The organism is Kitasatospora sp. NPDC057015 (genome assembly GCF_042673745.1).
Taxonomy (GTDB): Bacteria; Actinomycetota; Actinomycetes; order Streptomycetales; family Streptomycetaceae; genus Kitasatospora.
On record NZ_JBHUSG010000032.1, the window covers coordinates 100,957 to 115,270 of the forward strand.

General features: G+C 73.7%; 18 protein-coding genes. 11 read left to right on the forward strand and 7 right to left on the reverse strand.

Features of this window, described 5'->3' with window-relative positions; all coding sequences use genetic code 11:
* Nucleotides 1-3 precede the first annotated feature (3 nt).
* Nucleotides 4-813 (forward strand): site-2 protease family protein, encoded by an 810-nt coding sequence (locus ACFTWP_RS26415; protein WP_380267323.1) that lies wholly within the window; start codon nucleotides 4-6, stop codon nucleotides 811-813.
* 111 nt (nucleotides 814-924) lie between these two features.
* Here the strand turns inward: ACFTWP_RS26415 and ACFTWP_RS26420 are convergent, their stop codons facing one another.
* Together ACFTWP_RS26420 and npdG are read right to left on the reverse strand one after the other, a co-directional pair.
* A complete protein-coding gene (locus ACFTWP_RS26420) occupies nucleotides 925-1,119 on the reverse strand; it encodes a hypothetical protein (protein ID WP_380267324.1) in 195 nt (64 codons plus the stop codon).
* Nucleotides 1,120-1,293: 174 nt separating this feature from the next.
* Nucleotides 1,294-1,986 carry an NADPH-dependent F420 reductase gene (npdG, locus tag ACFTWP_RS26425; RefSeq protein ID WP_380267325.1) on the reverse strand — a complete coding sequence of 231 codons (693 nt, stop codon included), beginning with the start codon at nucleotides 1,984-1,986 and terminating at the stop codon, nucleotides 1,294-1,296.
* 47 nt (nucleotides 1,987-2,033) lie between these two features.
* Between npdG and ACFTWP_RS26430 the strand changes: the two genes are divergently transcribed.
* Together ACFTWP_RS26430 and ACFTWP_RS26435 are read left to right on the forward strand one after the other, a co-directional pair.
* Entirely contained in the window at nucleotides 2,034-2,615 is a 582-nt protein-coding gene (locus ACFTWP_RS26430; protein WP_380267326.1) for a hypothetical protein, read from the forward strand.
* 108 nt (nucleotides 2,616-2,723) lie between these two features.
* Entirely contained in the window at nucleotides 2,724-4,040 is a 1,317-nt protein-coding gene (locus ACFTWP_RS26435) for an MFS transporter (RefSeq protein ID WP_380267327.1), read from the forward strand.
* Nucleotides 4,041-4,073: 33 nt separating this feature from the next.
* Here ACFTWP_RS26435 and ACFTWP_RS26440 read toward each other — a convergent pair whose 3' ends face one another.
* Nucleotides 4,074-5,021: an AraC family transcriptional regulator gene (locus ACFTWP_RS26440; protein WP_380267328.1), complete on the reverse strand. Its 948-nt coding sequence runs from the start codon at nucleotides 5,019-5,021 to the stop codon at nucleotides 4,074-4,076.
* A 139-nt stretch (nucleotides 5,022-5,160) separates the two neighbouring features.
* Here ACFTWP_RS26440 and ACFTWP_RS26445 point away from each other — a divergent pair, with 139 nt between their 5' ends.
* On the forward strand, nucleotides 5,161-5,658 hold the full coding sequence (locus ACFTWP_RS26445) for a DUF1772 domain-containing protein (protein ID WP_380267329.1): 498 nt from the start codon (nucleotides 5,161-5,163) through the stop codon (nucleotides 5,656-5,658).
* Nucleotides 5,659-5,732: 74 nt separating this feature from the next.
* On the opposite strand, the gene ACFTWP_RS26450 is transcribed toward ACFTWP_RS26445, so the two are convergent.
* Nucleotides 5,733-5,963: a hypothetical protein gene (locus tag ACFTWP_RS26450; protein WP_380267330.1), complete on the reverse strand. Its 231-nt coding sequence runs from the start codon at nucleotides 5,961-5,963 to the stop codon at nucleotides 5,733-5,735.
* 116 nt (nucleotides 5,964-6,079) lie between these two features.
* On the opposite strand from ACFTWP_RS26450, the gene map reads away from it, so the two are divergent.
* The gene (map, locus tag ACFTWP_RS26455) at nucleotides 6,080-6,925 is read left to right on the forward strand and encodes a type I methionyl aminopeptidase (protein ID WP_380267331.1); all 846 of its coding nucleotides are present in this window, start codon (nucleotides 6,080-6,082) and stop codon (nucleotides 6,923-6,925) included.
* Between the two features lie 108 nt (nucleotides 6,926-7,033).
* Here the strand turns inward: map and ACFTWP_RS26460 are convergent, their stop codons facing one another.
* Complete coding sequence (locus ACFTWP_RS26460; RefSeq protein WP_380267332.1) at nucleotides 7,034-7,735, reverse strand: bifunctional DNA primase/polymerase; 702 nt, start codon at nucleotides 7,733-7,735, stop codon at nucleotides 7,034-7,036.
* Between the two features lie 425 nt (nucleotides 7,736-8,160).
* Here ACFTWP_RS26460 and ACFTWP_RS26465 point away from each other — a divergent pair, with 425 nt between their 5' ends.
* Both ACFTWP_RS26465 and ACFTWP_RS26470 read left to right on the forward strand, forming a co-directional pair.
* Nucleotides 8,161-8,433: a hypothetical protein gene (locus ACFTWP_RS26465; protein WP_380267333.1), complete on the forward strand. Its 273-nt coding sequence runs from the start codon at nucleotides 8,161-8,163 to the stop codon at nucleotides 8,431-8,433.
* Between the two features lie 64 nt (nucleotides 8,434-8,497).
* The gene (locus ACFTWP_RS26470; protein WP_380267334.1) at nucleotides 8,498-8,713 is read left to right on the forward strand and encodes a hypothetical protein; all 216 of its coding nucleotides are present in this window, start codon (nucleotides 8,498-8,500) and stop codon (nucleotides 8,711-8,713) included.
* 162 nt (nucleotides 8,714-8,875) lie between these two features.
* On the opposite strand, the gene ACFTWP_RS26475 is transcribed toward ACFTWP_RS26470, so the two are convergent.
* A complete protein-coding gene (locus ACFTWP_RS26475) occupies nucleotides 8,876-9,580 on the reverse strand; it encodes a PadR family transcriptional regulator (RefSeq protein WP_380267348.1) in 705 nt (234 codons plus the stop codon).
* Between the two features lie 280 nt (nucleotides 9,581-9,860).
* On the opposite strand from ACFTWP_RS26475, the gene ACFTWP_RS26480 reads away from it, so the two are divergent.
* The 3 genes from ACFTWP_RS26480 (at nucleotide 9,861) to ACFTWP_RS26490 (ending at nucleotide 11,422) form a co-directional block, all read left to right on the forward strand.
* Nucleotides 9,861-10,448, forward strand: a complete 588-nt coding sequence (locus tag ACFTWP_RS26480; protein WP_380267335.1) for a DinB family protein — start codon at nucleotides 9,861-9,863, stop codon at nucleotides 10,446-10,448.
* A gap of 167 nt (nucleotides 10,449-10,615) precedes the next feature.
* Nucleotides 10,616-11,014: an ACT domain-containing protein gene (locus tag ACFTWP_RS26485; RefSeq protein WP_380267336.1), complete on the forward strand. Its 399-nt coding sequence runs from the start codon at nucleotides 10,616-10,618 to the stop codon at nucleotides 11,012-11,014.
* Between the two features lie 150 nt (nucleotides 11,015-11,164).
* Complete coding sequence (locus tag ACFTWP_RS26490; protein ID WP_380267337.1) at nucleotides 11,165-11,422, forward strand: Prokaryotic metallothionein; 258 nt, start codon at nucleotides 11,165-11,167, stop codon at nucleotides 11,420-11,422.
* A gap of 238 nt (nucleotides 11,423-11,660) precedes the next feature.
* Here ACFTWP_RS26490 and ACFTWP_RS26495 read toward each other — a convergent pair whose 3' ends face one another.
* Complete coding sequence (locus ACFTWP_RS26495) at nucleotides 11,661-12,158, reverse strand: DUF3761 domain-containing protein (protein WP_380267340.1); 498 nt, start codon at nucleotides 12,156-12,158, stop codon at nucleotides 11,661-11,663.
* Nucleotides 12,159-12,781: 623 nt separating this feature from the next.
* Between ACFTWP_RS26495 and ACFTWP_RS26500 the strand changes: the two genes are divergently transcribed.
* Nucleotides 12,782-14,056, forward strand: coding sequence for an extracellular solute-binding protein (locus ACFTWP_RS26500; RefSeq protein ID WP_380267341.1), 1,275 nt, complete (start codon nucleotides 12,782-12,784; stop codon nucleotides 14,054-14,056).
* Nucleotides 14,057-14,314: the final 258 nt, after the last annotated feature.

The following is a 14,314-nucleotide window of genomic DNA, read 5'->3' on the forward strand; positions in this document are numbered from 1 at the left end:
CTCATGACCTTTGCCGAAGCACGGCGCTCGCGCAGCGGGGACCGCCGGATCAGCCCGGTGTTCTGGGTGCTGCTGGCGGTGCTCGGCACCTCCGGCTGGGCCGTCTGGTCGGGCTACGGGAACGCCGGTTTCGGGGTGTTCCTGTTCGTGGTGGCGGGCTGGATGGTCTCGCTGTGCCTGCACGAGTACGGGCACGCCCGCACCGCGCTGCACAGCGGGGACATCAGCATCGGCACCAAGGGCTACCTGACGCTGAACCCGCTGAAGTACACCAACGTGCTGTTCAGCTTCGTCCTGCCGGTGGTCTTCGTGGTCATGGGCGGCATCGGTCTGCCCGGCGGCGCGGTGTACATCGAGCGCCACCGGATCCGGGGGCGGCTGAAGAACAGCCTGGTCTCGGCCGCCGGGCCGCTGGTGAACGTGCTGTTCGCGGGCGTGCTGCTGACGGCGGTGGGCGCCGGCTGGTTCGACGACCCGAGCCACCTGGTCGAGGTCGGCGGTCGAACGATCTCACCGCTACCGGCGGCGCTGGCCTGCCTGGCGATGTTCCAGGTCAGCGCCGCGCTGCTGAACCTGCTGCCGGTGCCCGGCCTGGACGGCTACGGGATCGCCGAGCCGTGGCTCTCGCCGAAGGTGCGGCGGGCCGTCGAGCCGTTCGCGATGTACGGGATGCTGGCCGTGTTCGCCCTGCTGTGGCAGCCCCAGGTGAACCGGCTCTTCTTCGAGGTGGTCTACCAGATCACCGAGCTGTTCGGCGTGGACCGCAGGGTGATCTGGGACGGCGTCGGCCTGTTCCAGTTCTGGAAGCACTGAGCAGTCACCGGGCGGGCGACCGCAGGACCGTGCGGCCCGAGCGTGCCCCCGCGCGACCCGCCGGGCCCGCGTAGGGGCCCCCGTGTCACCGGCCCCGGGCCGCCGCCGCGCTCAGCTGGCCGGGCCGGCCGCCGCGGCGGCCTTCGCCAGGCGCTCCTTGCGGACGTGGAACCAGGCGATGTTGCTCGACACGCCCGCCAGCAGCACCCAGACCACGCCCAGCCAGTTGCCCTGCACGAAGGACACCACCGCGGCGGACACCGCGAGGATGAGGACGATCGAGGCGTAGAGGGCGGTGCGGGGCATGGCGGGGGGCTCCTAAGGCCGGGTACGGTCCGGGTCCATTGTCGCCGAAGCCCCCCTCGGCGCGACCGAGGGGGGCTCGGACCCACCGGCACACGGCGGGCGGTCCCGGACGCACCGCGCGGTTCCGGTGCCCGCAGCGCCCGGGCGTTGCGCCCGTACGGGCCGGGCCGGGTGTCACACGTCGGTGATCCGCAGGCCCGCGTGGGCCTTGTAGCGGCGGTTGACCGAGATCAGGTTCGCCACCAGCGACTCCACCTGGTGGGCGTTGCGCAGCCGGCCCGCGAAGACGCCGCGCATGCCGGGGATCCGGGCGGCCAGCGCCTGCACGACGTCGGTCGCGGCGCGCTCCTCGCCGAGCACCATCACGTCGGTGTCGATCTCCTCGATCGTCTCGTCCTGCAGCAGCACCGCGCTCAGGTGGTGGAAGGCCGCGGTGACCCGGGAGTCGGGCAGCAGGGCGGCGGCCTGCTGGGCGGCGCTGCCCTCCTCCGGCTTCAGCGCGTAGGCACCCTGCTTGTCGAAGCCCAGCGGATTCACGCAGTCGACCACGATCTTGCCGACCAGGTCCTCCCGGAGGGCCGCCAGGGTGGCGGCGTGGCCCTCCCACGGCACCGCGACGATCACGACGTCGCTCTCGCGGGCGGTGGTCGCGTTGTCCGCGCCGCGCACCCCGAGGCCCAGCTCGGCCGCCGAGGCCTCGGCCCGCTCCGCCGTGCGGGAGCCGATGATCACCCGCTGGCCGGCCTTGGCCAGCCGGTAGGCCAGACCCCGGCCCTGGTCGCCGGTGCCGCCCAGGACGCCGACGACGAGCTGCGAGACGTCGGGGAGGTCGTGGGCCGGGTTGGTCGCTGATTCGAGGGAAGTCATGTCGATGATCCTGCCAAAGGCCCGGGCCCCACGACATCCTTGACGCCATGGACGCGGTGAGAGTTTCGGCACTCCGGGAATCCCTGGCCGGGACGGGCTGGATCGAGTCGACCAGGACCTTCGCGGGCGCGCTGCGGCGCTCGGTCACCCGGCGCTCGGCCGAGGGCCTGCTGCTGGTCGGGACGGCCGAGTACGAGCCCTGGCACCTGGCCGCCCACCTGGAGGACGAGGCCGGCTGGTCCGCGGTGCCACAGCTGGCGCCCACCCTGCTGCGCCACCGGGTGCCGGCCGGCGCGCCCGCCCACCTCGCGCACGGCCTGCCGCGGCTGGCGGCGGCCCGGCGCGGGGAGACCCTCCTGGTGGTGGCCCCCGGCGCGGCCGGGCCGCCCCTGCTGGAGCGGGTGCTGGACGCCCGCCGGGCCGGTGCGACCGTCCTCGCGCTGGAGACCGGCGACCGGGAGCTGGCCGCGCTGGCGCACGAGTCGCTGACCGTCGAGGACGCCCCGGCGGAGCCCTTCGAACTGGTGCAGCACCTGGTCGGCGCGGCGGCCGGCGAGAGCCCGCGGGGCGGCGGCCGGCTGTCCGCGCTGGCCCGGCGGCTGGCGGCGCCGCCGGTCGCCCGCTGGTGACCGGGCCCGCCGCGCGGCGAACCGGGCGCAGCAGGGTGGGCGGCCGTTCCGGCGGGCGCCGGAAATCCGGTTGCGCGACCACCGGCGCACGGCGGAGGATGCCCCTTCGTGAGCGACGAACCCCCGCATACCGGCCGACTGCGCGCCCTGCTGCGCGGACTGCGCCCGGACCTGGCCCCCTGGCACTCCTCCCGGGACTTCCGGCTGCTCTGGAGTGCGGGCTGCGTCACCACCTTCGGCTCCTTCCTCACGTACGTCGCCGTGCCGATGCAGATCAAGGAGCTCACCGGCTCCTACGTCGCGGTCGGCCTGGTGGGCGCGGTGGAACTGATCCCGCTGATCGTCTTCGGCCTCTGGGGCGGCGCGCTCGCCGACGCGCTGGACCGCCGCAAGCTGGTGCTGGCCGCGGAGGCCGGGCTGGGCCTGCTCTCCGGGCTGCTGCTGCTCAACGCGCTGCTGCCGACGCCGCTGCTGTGGCCGGTGTACGTGGTGGTCGCCCTGGTCGCGGCGCTGGACGGCCTGCAGCGCCCGGCGCTGGACACGCTCACCCCGCGGATCGTGGCGCACGACCAGATGAGCGCCGCCTACGCACTCAACTCGCTCTACCGCAGCGCCGGTTCGATCCTCGGCCCGGCGCTGGCCGGGCTGATCGTGGCCTTCGCCGGGGTGCAGACCGCCTACGCGCTGGACGTGGCCACCTTCGCCGCCTCCCTGCTGCTGCTCGCCCGGATGCGGGCGGTGCCGCCGCCGAGCGGCGCCGAGAAGCCCTCGCTGGCCGGGATCGCGGCGGGCCTGCGGTACGCCCGCAGCCGGCCCGAGCTGCTCGGCACCTACGTGGTGGACGTCTGCGCCATGCTGTTCGCCTTCCCCAACGCGGTCTTCCCCTTCCTCGCCGACGAGTTGGGGGCGCACTGGGCCCTCGGCCTGATGTACGGCGCGGCCGCGGCCGGCTCCCTGGTGGTCTCGGCGACCAGCGGGTGGGCCTCCCGGGTGCACCGGCACGGCCGGATGGTGGTGCTCGCGGCGCTCGGCTGGGGCGCGGCGATGGCCGGCGCCGGACTGGTCGGCAACATCTGGCTGGTCCTGCTCCTGCTGGCCGTGGCGGGCGGCGCGGACAACGTCAGCGGCCTGGGCCGGGCCACCATGTGGAACCAGTCGATCCCGGACGAACTGCGCGGCCGGCTGGCCGGGGTGGAGCTGCTGAGCTACTCGGTCGGCCCGCAGCTGGGCCAGGTCCGGGTGGGCGCCATGGCCGGGGTGATCGGCGTCCGCGGCTCGATCTGGGCCGGCGGGCTGGCCTGCGTGGTCGGCGTGGGGGCGCTGGCCTCGGCGCTGCCCAGGCTGCTCGCGTACGACGCCCGGACGGACCCGCACGTCGCGGCGGTGAAGGCCGAACGGGAGCTGCGCCCGCAGCCGGTCGGCTGACGACGCGTCACTCCTGCTGCCGAGGGCCGGCGTTCAGCGACGGCCGGCCCCGACGCCCGCGCGGTGCTCCTGCGGGCTGACACCGCGTTCGCGCTTGAAGGCGGTACTGAGGGCGAAGGCGCTGCCGTAGCCGACCCGGCGGGCCACCGCGCCGACGGTGGCGTCCGGTTCGCGGAGCAGGTCGGCGGCCAGCGCGAGCCGCCGGCCGGTCAGGTAGGCCATCGGCGGCTCGCCGACCAGTTCGGTGAACCGGCGGGCCAGCGCGGCACGGGACAGGCCCGTCTCGCCGGCGAGCAGGGCCACCGTCCAGGGGCGGGCCGGGTCCTCGTCCAGCAGCCTGAGCGCCCGCCCGACCACCGGATCCCCCTGCGCCCGGTACCAGGCCGGGGCGCCGGCCTCCGGGCGGGAGAACCAGGCCCGCAGGACGGCGATCAGCAGCAGGTCGAGCAGCCGGTCCAGGACCACCTCCTGCCCCGGCTCCTCCCGGCCGATCTCCTCCGCCAGCAGCGCCGGCAACGGGCTCCGCCAGGCGTCCGCGGGCAGCACCAGCACCTGCGGCAGCGCGGCCAGCAGCCGGCGGCTCACCTCGCCGTCCAGCTGGTAGGTGCCGCTGATCAGCACGGCGGAGCCGTCCGGCCCGTCCCCCCAGGTGCGCACCCCGAGCGTCATGTCCTCGCACAGTTCCCGGCCGTCCGGGGTGGTGGACAGCTCACCGGGGTGGATCACGATCCGCGGCTCGGTGGCCGGGTCGTCGGCGATGGTGTACGGCTCGGGGCCGCGGACCACCGCGATGTCGCCCGGCCGCAGCCGGACCGGCTCCGCCCGGTCGGGGACGATCCAGGCGCCGCCGCGTTCCGCCAGCAGGAGGGTGAGCGGCGCGCGGTCCTGGATCCGCAGCGACCACGGCGGGTCGAGCACCAACCGCAGCAGGAAGGCGCCCCGGGCCCTCGGCCCGTCCAGCAGGCCGGCGAGTGCGTCCATACCGCCGAGTCTAGGACAGTGCCTGGACGCCCGCGTATGCCGGTGAGCCTCTCGGCCATGGCCCGCCCGGGGCCGCGGCGGTTGACTGACAGGGCGACAGAAACCGTCCGGACCAGGACCTCAGCCCCGGGAGACCACGATGTCAGTGCTCAGATGCGCCACCCTGTTCGCGGCGACCGTCACGATGGGCCTCACCGCAGGCCTCTTCTACGCCTACGCCTGCTCCGTGATGATCGCGCTGGGCGGGGTGGACGACCGCACCTTCGTCGACGTGATGCAGCGGATCAACACCTCGATACTCAACGGCTGGTTCGGGGTCGGCTTCGGCGGCGCGATCCTGCTCGCCGGGGCCACCGCGGTACTGCACTGGCGCGGCGCCGCGCGGTCGGTGCTGCCGTGGATCGTGGCCGCGATCGTGCTGTACGGGGTGATGTTCGTGATCACCTCGGCGGTCAACGTGCCGCTCAACAACGAACTCGCCGCCGCCGGCGCCCCGGACCGGATCGCCGACCTCGCCGGGCTGCGCGCGCACTTCGAGGGCACCTGGGTGCGCTGGAACGTCGTCCGCGCGGTGGCCTCGACCGGCGCCCTCGGCTGCCTCGCCTGGGCCCTGGTCCTGGAGGGCCGGCTCCGGTGACACCCGCCGGGCGGCGGTCACCGGGCCGGACGGCGGCCGGCCCGGACGGCGCGCCGGGCACCGGGTGACGGCGCTCAGTCCTCCCTGGTCTCGGGCGCTCCGTCGCGCCAGCGGGGGTCGTCGCGCCACTCCCGGTTGCGCTCGTCCGCGATCGCCAGCGCCTGGCCGGCCTCCTCGCGGGAGGCGTACGGGCCGAGCCGGTCCTTGGCCGGGCACTCCGGGCCCTCCTCGACCTTGGCGTGCTTGATGCAGTAGAACCACTCGCCCGGCTTCCCGGTGGGCTTGCGGTTGAATCCCAGAGCCATCTCGGGCCTCTCCTGTCGGTCGGACGTCCGTTGCTCGGCCTCGTGTCGATCATGCCCGGCGGGGCCCGCGCACACACCGCCGGGCCGGCCGGGACCCGACGGATAGACTCGCCGTCATGGCTCTCGTACCCGGCATCCAGTCCCCCACCCGCAAGGTTCCGGCGCACATCGCCCGCCCCGAGTACGTGGGCCGGCCCGCACCGACCCCGTACACCGGGCCCGAGGTGCAGAGCGCCGAGACGATCGAGAAGATGCGGATCGCCGGCCGGATCGCCGCGCAGGCGATGGAGGAGGCCGCGAAGCTGATCGCGCCGGGGGTCACCACCGACGAGCTGGACGCCGTCGCGCACGCGTACATGTGCGACCACGACGCGTACCCGTCCGACCTCGGCTACCGGGGGTTCCCGAAGTCCGTCTGCACCTCGATCAACGAGGTGATCTGCCACGGCATCCCGGACTCGACCGTCCTGCAGGACGGCGACATCGTGAACATCGACGCCACCGCCTACATCCACGGCGTGCACGGCGACCTGAACGCGACCTACCTCTGCGGCGACGTGGACGAGGAGTCCCGGCTGCTGGTCGAGCGCACCCGGGAGTCGCTGAACCGGGCGATCAAGGCCGTGAAGCCCGGGCGGCAGATCAACGTGATCGGGCGGGTCATCGAGTCCTACGCCAAGCGCTTCGACTACGGCGTGGTGCGGGACTTCACCGGGCACGGCATCAACACGTCGTTCCACTCCGGCCTGATCATCCCGCACTACGACAGCGAGCGCGCCACCGAGGTGATCAAGCCGGGGATGACCTTCACCATCGAGCCGATGCTCACCCTGGGCACCTACGACTACGAGATCTGGGAGGACGGCTGGACGGTCGTCACCAAGGACCGCAAGCGGACCGCCCAGTTCGAGCACACCCTGGTCGTGACGGCGGACGGCGCCGAGATCCTCACCCTGCCCTGAGCGGCCGGCCGGGCCCGCCGCCGGGAAGGCTCCGGCCGGGCCCGGTACGCCCGGGAGCGCCCGGACGAACGGGTCGGGCGGGCGGGGCGGATCGGACAGGTCGGCGGGTCAGCCGATCAGCCACTGCTCCTCGGCGACCGCGCCCACCTCGGTGCAGGCGTCGGTGAGCACGTCCAGGACCCGCAGCGGGTCCGGCAGGGGTTGCTCGGGCCCGCGCAGCCAGCGCACCTCGGAGCCGTCCGGCAGGGCGGCCGGCGGGAGCAGCGTGTACGAGCCGCGGCAGTGCCAGCGCAGGCCGGGGTGCTCGGACATGGTGTCGGGGGTCGAGTCCAACGCGCTGGGCCACCACTCGTCCTCGTCCACCGGGGTGCCCCGGGTGGCGGTGAAGAACAGGTAGCGGTCCTCGCCGACCGCGGCGACCGGACCGCCGATCCCCAGCTCGGCCAGCCGGGCCAGGGCGAGCACCCCGGCCTCGGCCGGGACGTCCAGGACGTCGTGCGCGCGGCCGGTGGCGGTGATGAAGTTGGCCTGCGGGTCCCGGGAGAGCCAGCGGGCGAGCTGCTCGGGGTCGGTGGTCGCCTGCGTCTGCCAGGCGAAGGACACCGGGTGCTGGGCGGGGGCCGGACAGCCGACCCGGTCACAGGAACAGCGATAACCGGCCGGATGCGCGGCGGGTGCGAGCGGGAAGCCGGCGCGGACGGCGCCGAGCAGCTGATCCAGTCGGGCGGCGGGGCTGTCCGACGCCACCGGGCGGACCCGCTGACGATCGCGCTTCTGCCACCAGGTCGTCCACCTGCTGCTGGCTTCCATCGGGCCCCTTCCGTACACCTGCCGTGCCTGGTGCGGCACAGCATCGACGCAACTCATGCGAGGCAACACCACGCGGGCCCCGCTGCTTCCCGCAGGCCCGGTCCTGTCGTCACCGCCACCCGGCCGGAGCCGGGGTCACCGGACGGCCGACGCTCCGGGTCGCGGTACGGAGTACGAGAGTTGCGGCTCGGCGGACGGGCACACGGACGCGCGCCTCACCCGGCCCGTACGGGCCCGCTGACCCGGGTGATGACCCGAGGGCGTACAGAGCAGGATAAGGGTGTGAGGGACCTGTGGATGACCGGGGGCGGTGCATCCCCCGTCACATCGCACCCCCTCGTCACAGCGGGTCACGGCCACGGGCCGGCCGGGCCCCGCCCGCACCCGTGGCCGCACGGAATGCGCCGAGGTGAGAGGCTGGTGGAGTGAGAAACGCGGACACCGAGTTCATCGGCGGACCTCTGGACGGCAGGATCCTGCCGATCCCGCTGGGGCCGTTCAACGGCGTACCCAAGACCTACCGGGTGCCGGTACCCGCCCACGGCGACGTGCCGGCCGAGACGCTGGTCTACGTCCGCGCCAAGCAGCACCGGGGCTACCGGTGGCACTGGCGCTACGAGTTCGACGGGCCGGCGTCGGGTCGCCCGGCCGAGGAGTCCGCGGTCGGCTCCGAACAGTCCGGGCACTCGCCCGGCTGACGGGGGCGCCGCGTCCGACGGCGTGGACGGCCTGGACGGCCGCCCGCGGGGCAGGAGGACGGGCATGGCGCGAGCCGGACGACACCCCGTGCGCGCGGGCGCGCACCGGCGCGGGGCACAGGACGCGGCCCGGCGCGGACGGCAGGCGGCCTACCTCGCCGCCGGCCTGCTGGTGCTGATCAGCCTGTACAGCGTGACGATCGGAACGAACGGCTGGCTCTGGTTCGGCTGGGCGGTGCTGCTGCTGGTCTGCGCGGCCCTGTTCGCCGTACGGGACTGAACCCGCCCGGGCCCGTTGCACCGGGCCCGCCGTACGGGGACCACCGGGAACGGGCCCGCGCCGTACGGGACCGCGCCGTGGCCCCGCGGGCCGGGCGGTCGCCGCACGGCGCGGGCGCCGCGGCCGGGCGGCGGCACCGCCCGTCCCCTCCCCCCGTGCCGCTCAGTCATCCTCGGCGAGGATCAGGTAGAGCTTCTTGCGGGCCTCGGTGAGGACGGCGAGCCCCTTGGCCCGCTGCGCCTCGGTGCCCGTGGCCATCACCTGCCGGATCGCGGCGTCCACCGCGCCGAGCGCCTGGCCGACCTCCTGCACGGCCTCCCAGTCGACCTCCCGGCCGGCCTCCGCCCACGGTTCGTCCGCCCCCGCCTCGGCCTCGGCCCGGCCCGCCTCGGTGAGCGAGACCAGACGCTTGCCGGACACCACCTGCGCGGTGATCAGCCCTTCCTCCTCCAGCAGTTGGAGGGTCGGGTAGATCGAGCCCGGGCTCGGGCGCCAGGCCCCGCCGGTGCGCTCGCCGATCTCGGCGATCATCTCGTACCCGTGCATCGGCCGCTCCTTGAGCAGCGCCAGCAGCGAGGCCCGGACGTCACCCCGCCTGGCCCGGCCGCCACGCCGGCCCCGCGGGCCGTGCCCGCGACCGCCGTGGCCGCCGAATCCGTGGCCGAACGGCCCGCCGGGCGGCCGTCCGGGGAACCCCGGACCACCCGGGCCACCGGGCCCGCCACCGAACGGCGGCCCGAACGACCCGAAGGCCCGCCGCCCCTCGAACCCCTCACCGGGGAACTCCCCGAACTCCGGGCCACGGCCGCGACGACGTCCGCCGCGCCCGCCTCCCTCTTGCTCTCCATATCGGTTTCCCGGGCGCATGACGCCCACCACCTCTCGTTGCGGACAGTCTCGAAGTAACTGTCTCGATACCTCGACGATATATCGCTAACTGTCGCTCGTCAACGGATTCCGACTGTCGCCCGCACCGCTGCACGCGCCCTTCCGAGGCCGGGCCCCGACGAGTGGGAGCACGGCGGAACGGCTCCGGTCCGCGCATCGCCCACGACACCTGCCGCACCCGCCGCGCGGATCCACGGCGGCGACCGGGTGCCCGCGAAATCCGGTGGACAGGCGGCGTGCGACCGCAAGACTGGTACCCATGACCGGACTTGACCCGAAGTCGGACCTCCAGCTCTACCTCCAGGACGCTCGCGACGCCCTGCTCTGGAAGCTCGAAGGACTGTCGGAGTACGACGTCCGCCGACCCCTGACCCCCACCGGCACCAACCTGCTGGGCCTGGTCAAGCACCTGGCCGGCGCCGAAGCGCTCTACTTCGGCGACACCTACGGGCGGCCGTTCGACGGACCGCGGCTCTGGATCGCGACCGACGCGGAACCCAACTCGGACCTGTGGGCGAGGGCGGACGAGACGCGCGAGCAGATCGTCGGGCTGTACCGCCGGACCTGGGCCCACTCCGACGCGACGATCGAGGCCCTGCCCCTCGACGCGGTCGGCCGGGTGCCCTGGGGGGATCGCAACGAGGTGACGCTGCACCGGAGCCTGGTCCACATGATCGCCGAGACCGACCGGCACGTCGGGCACGCCGACATCGTCCGGGAGCTCCTCGACGGCGCCGTGGGCCAGCGGGTCGGGGGCGAGAACATGGCGCCCGGCGACCAGGCGTGGTGGGCGGACCACCGGGACCGGCTGGAGCGGGCGGCCCGGGAGGCCGCAGCCGACGCGTAGCCGCCCGTACCGCCCGCACCCCGAACGCCCCTCCGATCCCGAACGCCCCGCCCGCCGCACGGGCCCCGGACGCCCCGCCGGTCGCGTTCGACCCGCCCCGCCACCGTCCGGACGCCACACCCGCCGAGGGCGGGACACCCGGCCACCCAGCCGCTACGGTGGCCGCCATGGCCGGTGAAAGAGATCTCGCGAAGCTGCTCAGCGGAATGCACCCCCAGCTCAACCCGGGGCGATACGTGTACTGCACCCTGCCCGCCAAGGTGCCGCCCGGCATGCGGCCGGTGGTCACGGTCGCCGAGCCCGAGGGCGTGACCGTCGTGGTCCGGCAGGAGGAGGCCGACGACCTGGGCCTGCGGTACGAGTACGTGGCCGCCTGGATCACCCTGCAGATCCACTCGGCGCTGGAGGCGGTCGGCCTGACCGCGGCGGTGGCCGGCCGACTCGCCGAGGACGGGATCAGCTGCAACGTGGTGGCGGGCTTCCACCACGACCACCTCTTCGTGGCCGCCGACGACGCGGACCGCGCCGTGCGGGCCCTGGAGGAGCTGGCCGCGGCACAGGCCTGAACGCCGCCGGCCCCCGGACGGCCCTCGGACGCCACCGGATGTCCCCCGGATGGCGCAGTGCCGATGGCCGCTCCCGGGGGCCGCTCCGACACTGGGAGTCGCTGAGCGCCGTCCGGCAGGTCAGCGCCCACAGGAAGGGAGAGCGATCCGATGGCGGTTTGCGACGTCTGCAGCAACGACTACTGGCTGGCCTTCGAGGTGAAGACGATCACCGGCGACACCTACACCTTCGACAGCTTCGAGTGCGCGATGGAGAAGCTCGCGCCGCGCTGCGAGCAGTGCCAGGTGCGCATCGTCGGCCATGGCGTGGAGGTCTCCGGACGCTTCTTCTGTTGCGCGAACTGCGCCCGGGTCAACGGCGGTCTCGGCGCGCAGATCCGGGACGCCGTCGGCGCCCACCCCTCCTGACCTGCCCGGACGCGGAACACCGGAGGCGGCCCCCCCCCCCCCGGCCCGGGGCCGGGGGGGAGCGCGCGGCCCCCCCGGGGGGCCCGCCGCCCCCCCCGTGGCGCCGGGGGGGGCGGGGGACGGGGCGCCCGCCGCGCGGCGCCCCAACCCCGGCGGCGCCCCGCTCCGGGGGGGGCCCCCCTCCGGTGTTCCGCGCGCCAAGGCCTCAAGGCGTCAGGACGTCACGGCGGTCACGGCGTCACTTGAACCAGTAGCGCACGCCCTGATGGCCGGAGCAGGTACCGCTGAAGTTCGCGGAGTCCGAGGCGGAGCCGTCCTTGCACTCGGCCGTCTGGCCCGTGTGCGAGGGCTGGACGCCGACGTCCCAGCCGCAGGATCCGACGGTGTGGTGGGCACAGCTGCCGGCCGGCTCGGCCGGCGGGGCCGCCGTGGTGGGGGCGGGCGCGGGGGCCTTGGTGGGCGCGGGGGCCGCGGTCTTGACCGGCGCGGGGGCCTTGGACGGGGCGGGCGACGGGGTGGCGGGCGCGGGCGGAGCGGCCTCCGTGGTGACGGCCGGTTCGGGGGCGGGCGCCGGGGGCGGTACGGGTGACGCGGGAGTCGACGGCGGGGCGGACGAGGTCGCGGCCACGGGGGCGGCGGCCTTGGGCGCGGCGGGCGCCGGGGTGGTCGGATCGCAGGCGGCGAGGGCCAGGACCGCGGCCACCACGGGCAGCACGCGGGAGAAGGTTCTGATCACGAATCGTGAAGCTACTAGGGACGCGCTGTGAGGGCGGCCGATACATCGGCCTTCGTGCCATCTGATCCCACAATCGTTATAGGTACCCGTCGGTAGCCGTCCGCCGTCGAACCACCCCCCTGCGCCGGGCCCCAACTCCCCTCCGACGTGCACCACTCGGCCACCGCGCCGACGGCTGACACCGCCTCACCGCCGCTTCCGGACGGGACGGGCCGAACGCCCCGTCAGCCGTCGACGGCGCCCTCCGGACCCAGCGGTCACACCATCCCACCATGCGTGATTCTGCTCGATCACAGAGAGCATTACGCACGACTGCGCAGTGAAGCCGTGATTCTCACGGTCGATCTGTCCGTTCTTGCGTGATTCTGCACCACTGTGCGCATGACTGCGCAGCAACGATTCGATAACCGGAGAGGCACCGCCCTAGCTCCGCCCCCCGGCACCGGGATAAGACTGGCGACACCCAGGAAGCACCAGACCTTCCGCAACCCCGATCCGACGCCCGACCCCGGGCAGGGACGCGCACCGGCGAGACCCGACCCCCGCCCCTCCCGGGTCGGCCCCGCGCCCCGCCCTGCCCTCCCCCGGGTGGCTTCAGATCAACTCCTAAGGTGGTAACTCCCTTGAACCGATCTGCACTTCTCCTCTCGGCTGCTTGTGTGACCGGTGCGCTGGTGCTCACGGGTTGTGGCAGCAGTGGTGGTTCGGGTGGTTCGTCGTCGGGTGGTCCGACGACGATCAAGCTGGTGGCGGCGGACTACGGCGACACCGCGGCGAACGGCTCGAAGGCGTACTGGGACGGCGTGGTGAAGGGGTTCGAGGCGGCGAACCCGAAGATCAAGGTCGATGTGCAGGTCGTGAACTGGAACGACATCGACAAGCAGGTCAAGACGATGATCCAGTCGGGCAACTACCCGGACGTGCTGCAGACCGGCGGCTACGCGGACAAGGTCGCGGACGACCTGCTGTACAAGGCCACTGACGTGCTGTCGCCGGCGACGCAGGCGAACTTCATCGAGACCTTCTCCAAGGCCGGCCAGGTCAAGGACACCCAGTACGGCATCCCGTTCGTGTCCTCCGCGCGGGCGTTCTTCTACAACAAGGCGATCTTCGCGCAGGCCGGCATCACCGAGGCCCCCAAGACCTGGGACGAGGTCAAGAAGGACGCCGAGCTGATCAAGGCGAAGGTCCCGGGCGTCACCCCCTACGCGCTGCCGCTCGGCCCGGAGGAGGCCCAGGGCGAGAGCATGATGTGGGAGCTGGGCAACGGCGGCGGCGTCACCGACGCCTCCGGCAAGTACACCCTCAACTCCACGGCGAACGTGGAGACGTTCACCTGGCTGAAGGCGAACCTGGTCGACGGCGGCCTGACCTACCCGAACCCGGCCACCACCGACCGCAAGACCGCCTTCGCCGACTTCGGCGCGGGCAAGGCCGCGATGCTGAACGGGCACCCGTCGCTGATCCAGAAGTCCAAGGACGGCAAGGTCGACTACGCGGTCGCCCCGATCCCCGGCAAGTCCGGCCCGCTGGCCTCCACCCTCGGCGTCGCCGACTGGGTGATGGCGTTCAAGAAGAACGGCCACCAGGAGCAGGTCAAGGCGTTCCTCGACTACGCCTACAACAAGGAGAACACCCTCAAGTTCGACGAGCTCTACAACCTGATGCCGGTCACCAAGGACACCCTCGCCGAGATGACCGCCAGCGGCAAGCACGCCGACCTCACCCCGTTCTTCTCACTGCTCCCGCAGGCCAAGTTCTACCCGCTGGGTGACACCAGCTGGGACGCGGTCTCCGCCGAGATCAAGAAGAGCGGCGGCACCGCCGTCGCCGGCGACCCCACCGCCGTCCTCGGCGACCTCCAGAAGAAGGCCGAAGCCGCGGCCGCCGACAAGTAGCAGGCAGCGGACCCCTCGTAGCAGCAGCGGTCGGGCCGGTGCCGGCGGACACCCCGCGCCGGCACCGGGCCGCCTCCCCGCACCCACGGAAGGCCCACCCGTGTCGCACACCCCTGTCCGTTCCGGCGACTCCCGGAACGGATCCGCGCGTCGCCGCGGCTCACTGGCCAGGCTCGGTCCGCTGCCCTGGATCGCTCCGGCCGTCCTGCTGATCCTGCTCGTGGTGCTCTGGCCCGTCTACGAGATGGTCCACACCTC